The organism is Dactylosporangium sp. NPDC000555 (assembly GCF_040300025.1).
In the GTDB taxonomy this organism is placed as follows: Bacteria; Actinomycetota; Actinomycetes; order Mycobacteriales; family Micromonosporaceae; genus Dactylosporangium.
Genome location: NZ_JBEPDB010000148.1, coordinates 1 through 10,281, shown reverse-complemented (window position 1 = coordinate 10,281; position 10,281 = coordinate 1). Strand labels below are relative to the sequence as shown.

The 10,281-nt window shown below is 75.6% G+C and carries 1 protein-coding gene; it reads left to right on the top strand.

What is annotated here, in order from left to right:
* Entirely contained in the window at positions 1 to 10,257 is a 10,257-nt protein-coding gene (locus ABT297_RS41570; protein ID WP_502885721.1) for a type I polyketide synthase, read from the top strand.
* Positions 10,258 to 10,281 lie beyond the last annotated feature (24 nt).

Genomic DNA, 10,281 nt, shown 5'->3' with positions numbered 1-10,281 from the left:
GTGGGGCATTCGCAGGGGGAGATCGCGGCGGCGGTGGTGGCCGGTGGGCTGTCGCTGGAGGACGGAGCGAAGGTCGTCGCACTGCGCAGCAAGGCTTTGCGTGTTCTCGCGGGTAAGGGTCGGATGGCGTCGGTCGCTCGGTCGCGGGAGGAGACGGCGGAGCTGATCGCGCCCTGGTCCGGCCGGATCGGTATCGCCGCGGTCAACGGGCCGGCGGCGACGGTGGTGGCGGGCGATCCCGACGCTGTCACGGAGTTGGTGGCGCGGTGCGCCGCGAGTGACGTGCGGGCGCGACTCGTCGAGGTCGACTACGCCTCGCATTCGGCGCAGGTCGAAGAAGTCCGTGACTCCCTGCGGGCGGCGCTGGCCGGGCTGAGCCCGCTGACCGGAACGGTGCCGTTCTACTCGACCGTGGACAGCGGCTGGGTGGACAGCGCCGCCCTGGACGCCGACTACTGGTACCGCAACCTGCGCCAGACCGTCGCCTTCGCGCCCGCCGTGCGAGCACTGGCCGAATCCGGCCACACCACCTTCCTCGAGATGAGCCCGCATCCGGTGCTCACGGCCGGCATCGAGGACACCGCCCAGGCCGCCGGCACGCCGGTCGTGGCCCTCGGAACCCTGCGGCGCGGCGAGGACGGGCTGCGGCGCCTGCTGCGCTCGCTGGGCGAAGCCTGGGCGCGGGGCCTGCCCGTCGACTGGACCGGCGCGCTCGGCGGCGCCGCGACCCCGCCGATCGAGCTGCCCACCTATCCGTTCCAGCGCCGGCGCTACTGGCCGGGCCCGCCGGCGACACCGTCCGCGACCGCCACGGGCGGCGACATCCTGCGCGAGCTCGACAACCGTTCGCCGGCCGAGCTCGCGGACATGCTCGATGTCGACGCCGACGCGCTGAGCAAAGTCCTGCCGGCGCTGTCCGCGTGGCGCGCCCGGCGTGCCGGAGCCGAGCGCGCCGACTCGTGGTGCTACCGGGTGGCATGGCAACCGCTGTCCCTGCCTCCCGCGACGCCGTCGGCCGGGCCCTGGCTCGTGGTGACCCCGGAGCACGCCGGCACCGGCGACGACGTACCCGCCGCGCTCGCCTCGGCCGGCCTGGAGATCATCCAGCTTGCCGTCCCCGGGCCGGCCGAGGACCGGCAGTCGCTGACCGCGCTGATCCGCGAGGCGCTGGGTGACCGTACCGTCGCCGGAGTTCTGTCGCTGCTTGCCGACGAGCCGCGCCCGCAGCCCGGCCACCCCGACCTGCCCGGCGGCCTGTCGCTCACCCTCACGCTCGTGCAGAGCCTCGGCGACGCCGAGGTGTATGCCCCGCTGTGGTTCGCCACGCGCGCCGTGGCCGCCATCGGCTCCGGGGAGCGGCCCGGACCGGCCGCCCACGCCGCCGTCGCCGGCCTCGGCCGCACCGTGGCCCTGGAACAGCCGGAGCGCTGGGGCGGCCTGGTCGACCTGCCTCCGCGCGTGGACGAACGAGTCGTCGCCCGGCTCCGGACGGTCCTGTCCGCCGTCCGTGACGAGGACCAGGTCGCGGTGCGATCCACCGGTGTGTACGGACGCCGGCTGACGCCCGCCCCCCGGCCGGGCCCGGCGCCGCAACGCCGGCCCGGCTCGGGCACGGTCCTGATCACCGGCGGCACCGGCGGGCTCGGTGCCCACCTCGCCCGCCGCCTCGCGGCGCACGGCACCCCGCACCTGCTGTTGCTCAGCCGCAGCGGCATGGCGGCCGCCGGCGCGGCGGAGCTGCGCGAGGAGCTCACCGGCCTCGGCTGCGCCGTGACCATCACCGCGGCCGACGTCGCCGACCCGGAACAGCTCGACGCCGCGCTCGCCGCGATCCCCGGGCAGTGGCCCCTGAGCGCCGTGTTCCACGCGGCCGGCGTCCTCGACGACGGCGTCCTCGACGCCATGACGCCGCAGCGGTTGAGCACCGTACTGCGGATCAAGCTCGCCGGCGCCGTCAACCTGCACGAGGCGACCAGGGATCGCGACCTCGACGCCTTCGTGATGTTCTCCTCGCTCAGCGGCGTCGTGGGCGGCGCCGGCCAGGCCAACTACGCCGCGGCGAACGCCGCGCTGGACGCGTTCGCCGCCGAGCGGCGAGCGGCGGGCCTCCCGGCCACCTCGGTGGCCTGGGGCGTGTGGGGCGGCCCCGGCATGGTGGACCAGCGCAGCGTGGATCAGCTGGAGCGCTCCGGCGTCCGGGCCATGGACCCCGCTACGGCGATCCAGGCGCTGGAACGGATCCTGGCCGGCGGCGGGGAGAGCACCGTCGTCGCGGACGTCGACTGGTCACGCTTCGTCGCGTCCGGTCGCATGCGCCGCTCGGCCCTGCTCGGTGGCCTGCCCGGCACGGACGACCCGGACGACCCGGCGGAGGCCGCCGAGGACCTGGGCTCGCTGCGCACCCGGCTCGCGTCCATGCCCGGCCCCGAGCGGGTACACCTGCTCACCGGCCTCGTCCGTGACCTGGCCGCCCGGGTTCTGGGCCACGACACCTCCTCCGCCGTGGACCCGGCACGCGCCTTCGCCGAGATGGGCTTCGACTCGCTCAACGCGGTCGACCTGCGTAATCGGCTCGCCGCCGCCACCGGCCTGCGGCTGCCGACCACCCTGGTCTTCGACCACGCCACGCCGCGGGCACTCGCCGCCCACCTGGCCACGGAGCTCGCCGGAACCGGGACACCGGCCGCCGCGGCGGCGCAACCGGGGGCCCCCGCGGCACCGGACGCGTCCGACGAGCCGATCGCGATCGTCGGCATCGGCTGTCGCTTCCCCGGCGACGTGCACGGACCCGACGCGTTCTGGCAGCTGCTCGCCGAAGGCAGGGAAGCCATCACCGACTGGCCCGAGGACCGCGGCTGGGACACCGCCCGGCTGTACGACCCGGACCGCGAGCGACCGGGCACCACGTACAGCCGGCGCGGCGGCTTCCTGGCCGACGCGGGCGGCTTCGACGCGGAGTTCTTCGGGATCTCACCCCGCGAGGCGCTGGCCATGGATCCCCAGCAGCGGCTGCTGCTCGAGACGACGTGGGAGGCGATCGAACACGCCGGGATCGACCCCGGTTCGCTGCGGGGCGGGTCCGTCGGCGTCTTCGTCGGCACCAACGGCCAGGACTACATGTCGCGGCTCGCCGAGGCCGACGCGGACGTGGAAGGCCACGTCCTGACCGGTATCAGCGCGAGCATCCTGTCCGGCCGTGTCGCCTACACCCTCGGCCTGAACGGTCCCGCGGTCACCCTCGACACAGCCTGTTCCTCCTCACTGGTCGCGATGCATCTGGCCGCGCAGGCGCTGCGCCGAGGCGAGTGTGTGCAGGCGCTGGCCGGCGGCGTCACCGTCATGAGCGGCCCGACGGTCTTCGTCGAGTTCAGCCGGCAGCGAGGCCTCGCACCGGACGGCCGGTGCAAGGCCTTCTCCGCGGACGCCGACGGCACCTCCTGGTCCGAAGGGGCCGGGGTCCTGCTGATGGAGCGGCTCTGCGACGCCCGCCGCCTCGGCCACCGAGTGCTCGCGCTCGTCGCCGGCACCGCGATCAACCAGGACGGCGCCAGCAACGGGCTCACCGCGCCCAACGGCACCGCCCAGCAGCAGGTCATCTGTGCCGCGCTGCAGGACGCCGGAATCCGTGCCGCCGACGTCGGCGCGGTCGAGACCCACGGCACCGGCACCAGGCTCGGCGACCCGATCGAGGCGCAGGCGCTGCAGGCCGTGTACGGCGCCGAACACGGCGCCGACGATCCGGTGTGGATCGGCTCGGTCAAGTCCAACATCGGCCACACCCAGGCCGCCGCGGGCATGGCGGGCGTGATCAAGATGGCGCTGGCCATGCGTCACGCCGCGCTCCCGCCGACCCTGCACGTCGACGCGCCCACGCCGCACGTCGACTGGTCCGCGTCCGGACTGCGGCTGCTCACCGGCCTGACCGAGTGGCCCCGTGCCGGTCAGCCCCGGCGGGCCGGCGTCTCGTCGTTCGGCATCAGCGGCACGAACGCGCACGTGGTACTCGAAGAGGCGCCCGCGACCGACGCGGACGCGAACGTTCCCGTCGACGGGCTCCCGGCGCCCCTGCTGCTCTCCGCCGCGACCCCGGAGGCGTTGCGGGCCCAGGCCACCCTCCTCGGCGCGCATCTGGACACCCACCCCGGCGACGACCCGGCGGACGTGGCCCACACCCTCGCCACCGGGCGGGCCCGGCTGCGGCACCGCGCCGCGATCCTGCGCCACGACGGCACCCGGACGAGGCAGGCGCTCGCCGCGCTCGCCGACGGTCTCCCGGACGCGGCGCTCGTGACCGGCAGCGCGGACACAACGGGCCGGACCGCCTTCCTCTTCCCCGGCCAGGGCAGCCAGATCGCCGCGGCGGGCGCCGAGCTCTACCGCGCCGAGCCGGCGTTCGCCGACGCCCTCGACGAGGTGCTCGCCCACCTCGAGCCGCACCTCGACCTGTCGTTGCGGGACATCATGTTCGCCGCCGAGGGCACCGAGGCGGCGTCCCTGCTGCACCGGACCCGCTACACCCAGCCCGCGCTCCTCGCCGTCGAGGTGGCCCTGTACCGCCTGCTGGAACAGCGTGGAGTACGGCCGGACCTGCTGATCGGACACTCCGTCGGCGAGCTCGCCGCCGCTCACGTCGCCGGCGTACTGGGCCTTGCCGACGTCGCCAGGCTGGTCGCCGCCCGCGGGCGCCTCATGGACGAGCTGCCGGCGGGTGGCGTCATGGTGGCGGTGGAGGCGACCGAGGTGGAGGTCCGCGAGGCGCTCGCCGGTGGCCCGGCGGCGATCGCGGCGGTCAACGGACCCACCGCGACCGTGCTCAGCGGGGACGAGGACGCGGTGCGGGCCGTCGCCGAACGGTTCAGCCGGCTCGGCCGCCGGTCCCGGCGGCTCGCCGTCAGCCATGCGTTCCACTCCGCGCACATGGACCCGATGCTGGACGCGTTCCGCGCCATCGCGGAGTCCATCGCGTACGCCCGGCCGCGGCTACCGGTGATCTCCAACCTGACCGGCGAGCCGGCCTCGGGGGAGGAGCTGTGCTCCGCCGACTACTGGGTGCGGCACGTACGTGGCACCGTGCGCTTCCTCGACGGCGCCCGGCGGCTACGGGCCGAGGGTGCCACCACGTTCCTCGAGGTCGGGCCGGGCGGCGTGCTCACCGCGATGCTGGCCGAGTGCCTGCCCCCGGACAGCGGGTTCACGCCGCTGACGCTGCTGGCCAAGCACCGTCCCGAGGTGCGGTCGGTGATCGCCGCACTGGCCGGCCTGCACGTGCGGGGCGTACCGGTCACCTGGCCCGCGCCGGGACGCCAGGTCGATCTGCCCACCTATCCCTTCCAGCACCGGCGTTTCTGGCCCACCGCCGCGCCCGCCAAGCCGGCGGACGACGCGGACGGCTTCTGGGACCTGATCCAGCGCTCCGACGCCCCGGGCCTGGCCGCCCTGCTCAACGTCGACGACCGGGCACCGCTCGGCGAGGTGCTGCCGGCGCTGTCGACCTGGCATTCGCGCGCACGCCAGGAGCGCAACGCCGCGGCCTGGCGCTACGAGATCTCGTGGGAGCCGCTCGCCGCGCCGCGTGACCCCCGCCTCACCGGACGGTGGCTGCTCGTGGTGCCGGCCGCCGGCGAGGCGGCGCACGCTGCCGAAGCGGCACTCGCCGAGTACGGCGCCGAGGTGACCGTGCTGCCGGTCGGGCCCGCGACCACTCGCTCGGAACTGGCTGAACGGCTCGCCGGCACCGCGGCGGTGGGGGTGCTGTCCCTGCTCGCGTCGGGCGGTGACGGCCTCACCCCGACCGTCCGGCTCGTGCAGGCCACGCTCGACGCCGGTATCGCCGCTCGGCTCTGGTGCGTCACGTCCGGCGTGGCCCAGGACGCGGCCCCGGACCCGTTCCAGGCGCGGATCTGGGGTCTCGGCCGGGTCGCAGCCCTGGAGCACCCGAACCTCTGGGGCGGCCTGGTGGACCTGCCCTCTGTATCGGATCCCGGCGCCCTGCGCATGCTCGTCGCGGCCCTGGCCGGTGCCTTCGGTGACGAGGACCAGATCGCCATCCGCCCGGCCGGGGCGTTCGGTCGTCGTCTCGTGCGCTCCGCCCGGGCCGCAGCTCGGGCCGTGGCGCCGTCGCGGGCCCGCTGGACCCCGACCGGCACCGTCCTCATCACCGGCGGTACCGGCGGCGTCGGCGCCGAGGTGGCCCGCGCGCTGGCCGCCGACGGTGCCGGACACCTCGTGCTCGCCGGCCGGCGCGGCATCGCGGCGCCCGGCGCCGCCGGACTCGCCGCCGACCTCGAGCGCTCGGGCGCGCGGGTCACCGTGCTGGCCTGCGATGTGGCCGACCGGGCCGCGGTCGCCGGGCTGCTGGATCGCCTGCGTGCGGCCGGGGACCTGCCCAGTGCCGTCTTCCACGCCGCCGGTGTGGTCCGCGTCGCCCGCATCGCGGACCGCACCGACGAGACCGACAACGAGGAGCTTGCCGCCAAGGCGCTCGGCGCGACGCACCTCGACGAACTGCTCGACGGTGCGCCCCTGGACGCGTTCGTCCTGTTCTCCTCGATCGCCGGCACCTGGGGCAGCGGCGGGCAGGGCGGCTACGCGGCCGCCAACGCCCACCTGGACGCGCTCGCCGCGCGCCGCCATGCCCGCGGGCTGCCCGCCACGTCCGTGGCCTGGGGGCCCTGGGCCGGTACCGGCATGGCACACGGGGAGGCCGGCACCGGCTTGCGCCGGCACGGCCTGATCGGCCTGGACCCGGCCGCCGCGCTCGCCGCCCTACGGCAGGCGATCGACCTGGGCGACACCCACGTCGTCGTCGCCGACGTGGACTGGAAGCGGTTCGTGCCCATGTTCACGGCGGCGCGCCCCAGCACCCTGCTGCGCGGTGTTCCCGAGGCCACGGCGGCGGCGAGCACCGCGGCCGGCACCGACAGCGACGTCCCCGCCGGGTGGCGGCGCCGGTTCGCCCGGCTGGCCGACGCCGAGCAGCACGCCCTGCTGCGTGACCTGGTGACGGCGGAGGCGGCCCGGGCGCTCAATCACGACGCCGGACACCTGCTCGACCCCGACCGGCCGCTGCGCGAGCTGGGCTTCGACTCCCTCACCACCGTGGAACTGCGCGACCGGCTCGGTGCCGCGACCGGTCTGGCCCTGCCGGTCACGCTGATGTTCGACCACCCCACCGCCACCGCGCTCGGCGCGCACCTCCACGCCCTGCTGACCGACGGCGGACCGGAGTCGGCCGCGCCCGTACCGGAGGCAGGGGCATCCGCCGCCGACGCCGCGGAGCCGCTGGCCGTCATCGGCATGGCCTGCCGTTTCCCCGGCGGCGTGCGGTCGCCCGAGGACCTCTGGACGCTCGTCACCGACGGGGTCGACGCGATTTCGACCATACCCACGGACCGTGGCTGGGACGTCGGGGCGCTCTACGATCCCGACCCCGAGCACGCCGGGACCTTCTACACCACCGGCGGCGGGTTCCTCGACGATGCCGGCCACTTCGACGCCGCGTTCTTCGGCATCTCGCCGCGCGAGGCGCTGGCCATGGACCCGCAGCAGCGCCTGCTGCTGGAGACGGCCTGGGAGGCGCTGGAGCGGGCCGGCATGGACCCGGCGCGGCTCAAGGGCAGCCCCGGTGGCGTCTTCGTGGGCGTCGCCGGTCAGGGCTACGGCGCCGGTCCGGAAGGAGCCGACGTCGAAGGTCACCTGCTCGCCGGCAACGTCGCCAGCGTCGCCTCCGGCCGGATCTCGTACCAGCTGGGTCTCGAGGGGCCCGCGGTCACCCTGGACACCGCCTGTTCCTCGTCGCTGGTGGCCCTGCACCTCGCCGGCCAGGCGCTGCGCGCCGGCGAGTGCACCTTCGCCCTCGTCGGTGGCGCGGCGGTGATGGCCGGGCCGGACGTCTTCGTCGAGTTCAGCCGGCAGCGGGGTCTCTCTTCCGACGGGCGCTGCCGCTCCTTCGCCGAGACCGCCGACGGCACCGGCTGGGGCGAGGGCGCCGGCATGCTCGTGGTCGAGCGCCTGTCCGATGCCCGCCGCAACGGCCACCCTGTCCTCGCCGTGGTCCGCGGCTCCGCCGTCAACCAGGACGGCGCGTCGAACGGCCTCACCGCGCCGAGCGGACTGGCACAGCAGCGGGTGATCCGGCAGGCGCTCGCGAACGCCCGCCTGTCGGCCGTGGACATCGACCTCGTCGAGGCGCACGGAACGGGTACCGTCCTCGGCGACCCGGTCGAGGCGCAGGCGCTGCTCGCGACGTACGGCCAGCAGCGGCAGGGCCGCGAACCGCTGCGGCTCGGCTCGCTGAAGTCCAACATCGGCCACACCCAGGCCGCCGCGGGCGTGGCCGGTGTGATCAAGACGGTTCAGGCCCTGCGGCACCGGCTGATGCCCCGGACGCTGCACGTCGACGAGCCCACCACCCGCGTCGACTGGTCCGGCGGCGGCGTCGAGCTGCTGAGCGCGGCCCTGCCCTGGGAGACCGGCGACCAGCCGCGCCGGGCCGGCGTCTCGGCCTTCGGCATGAGCGGCACCAACGCGCACGTCATCCTTGAGGAGGCGCCCGCCGAGCCGTCCGGCCCGATCGCGGGCGGGGCGCCGGTCGCGGGTCCGGTGGCGTTGCCGCTGTCCGCCCGCACCGAGGCGGCGCTGCGCGCGCAGGCCGCCCGGCTGCGGGCGCACCTGGTCGCCGATCCGGGGCTTCCGCTCGCCGACGTGGCCCATGCCCTGGCCACCACCCGCTCGGCCTTCGCCGTCCGCGCCGCCGTCGTCGGGCCGGATCGCGACTCGCTCCTGAGCGCTCTGCACGATCTCGCGGAGGGCCGCACCGTGCCCGGCATCGTGCGCGGACAGGCGGGATCGGGCCGTACCGCGCTGGTCTTCCCCGGCCAGGGGGCGCAGTGGCCGGGGATGGCCGCCGACCTGCTCGACGCCGCGCCGGAGTTCGCGGCCCGTATCGCCGAGCTGGAGCGCGTGCTCGCCCCGCACGTGGACTGGTCGCTGACCGGCGTGTTGCGTGCCGAGCCCGGGTCGGCCTCCCTGGATCGGGTCGACGTCGTGCAGCCGGTGCTGTTCGCCGTGATGGTCGCGCTGGCCGCGCAGTGGCGCGCCGCCGGTGTACGCCCGGACGCGGTGATCGGCCACAGCCAGGGTGAGATCGCCGCCGCCTGTGTCGCCGGCGCGCTCACTCCGGCCGACGCGGCGAAGGTCGTTGCGCTGCGCAGCCGGGCACTGCGCCGGCTGTCCGGCGCGGGCGGCATGGTGTCCCTCGCGGTGGGCCGGGAGCGCGCCGCTGGTCTGCTGGCCGCGTACGGCGACAGCATCGGCGTCGCCGCCGTCAACGGTCCGGGCGCCGTGGTCGTGGCCGGCGAGCCGGCGGCGTTGGACGCGCTGCTGGCGGACTGCGAGCGCGAGGGCGTGCGCGCCCGCCGGATTCCCGTCGACTACGCCGCCCACTCGGCCCAGGTCGCCCAGGTGAGGGGCGAGCTGCTCGAGGCGCTCGCGGACATCGAGCCGCGCGCCACCGAGATTCCGCTCTACTCGACCGTCACCGGCGAGCGCGTCGACGGGGACGAACTGGATGCCGGCTACTGGTACCGGAACCTGCGGGAGCCGGTCGAGTTCGCCCGCGGCACGAGGACCCTGCTGGACGCGGGCTTCACCCGGTTCGTCGAGGTGAGCCCGCATCCCGTGCTCACCCCAGGCGTCGAGGGCACCGCCGAGGAGGCCGCCCGCGCGGTCACCGCCATCGGCACATTGCGCCGTGGCGAGGGTGGCTGGGATCGACTGCTGACCTCGATGGCCGAGGCGTGGTGTGACGGCGCGTCCGTGTCCTGGACCGAGCTGGCGGTGCCGGCCGTTTCCGCCCGGGGTGTGGTCCCGCTGCCCACCTACCCGTTCCAGTACGAGCGTTACTGGCTGCCGAGCCGCGGCCGGTACGCGGCGGCGCCCGGCGGCACCGCGGACGGAGCCGGGTCGTCGCGGGGAGTGATCTATCAGGCCGGGTGGCAACCGCTGGCCACGACCAACGCCGGTGCCCTCGGCGGCGACTGGCTGCTGGTGGTCCCCGCCGGGCACGGCGACCACCCGGCCGTCGCGGCCTGTGCCGAGGCCGTACTGGCCGGCGGTGCCCGGCCCGTCACGGTCACCGTGGAGGCCGGCGTGCCGGCCGCGCCCCTTGCGGGTTACCTCTCCACGGCCGCGCCCGCCCCGGCCGGGATCCACACGTTTCTGGAGGTGGGAAGAGGATCGGCGGGGGGGAGATATTAGCCCAACAAGTGTAGATAACGGTGG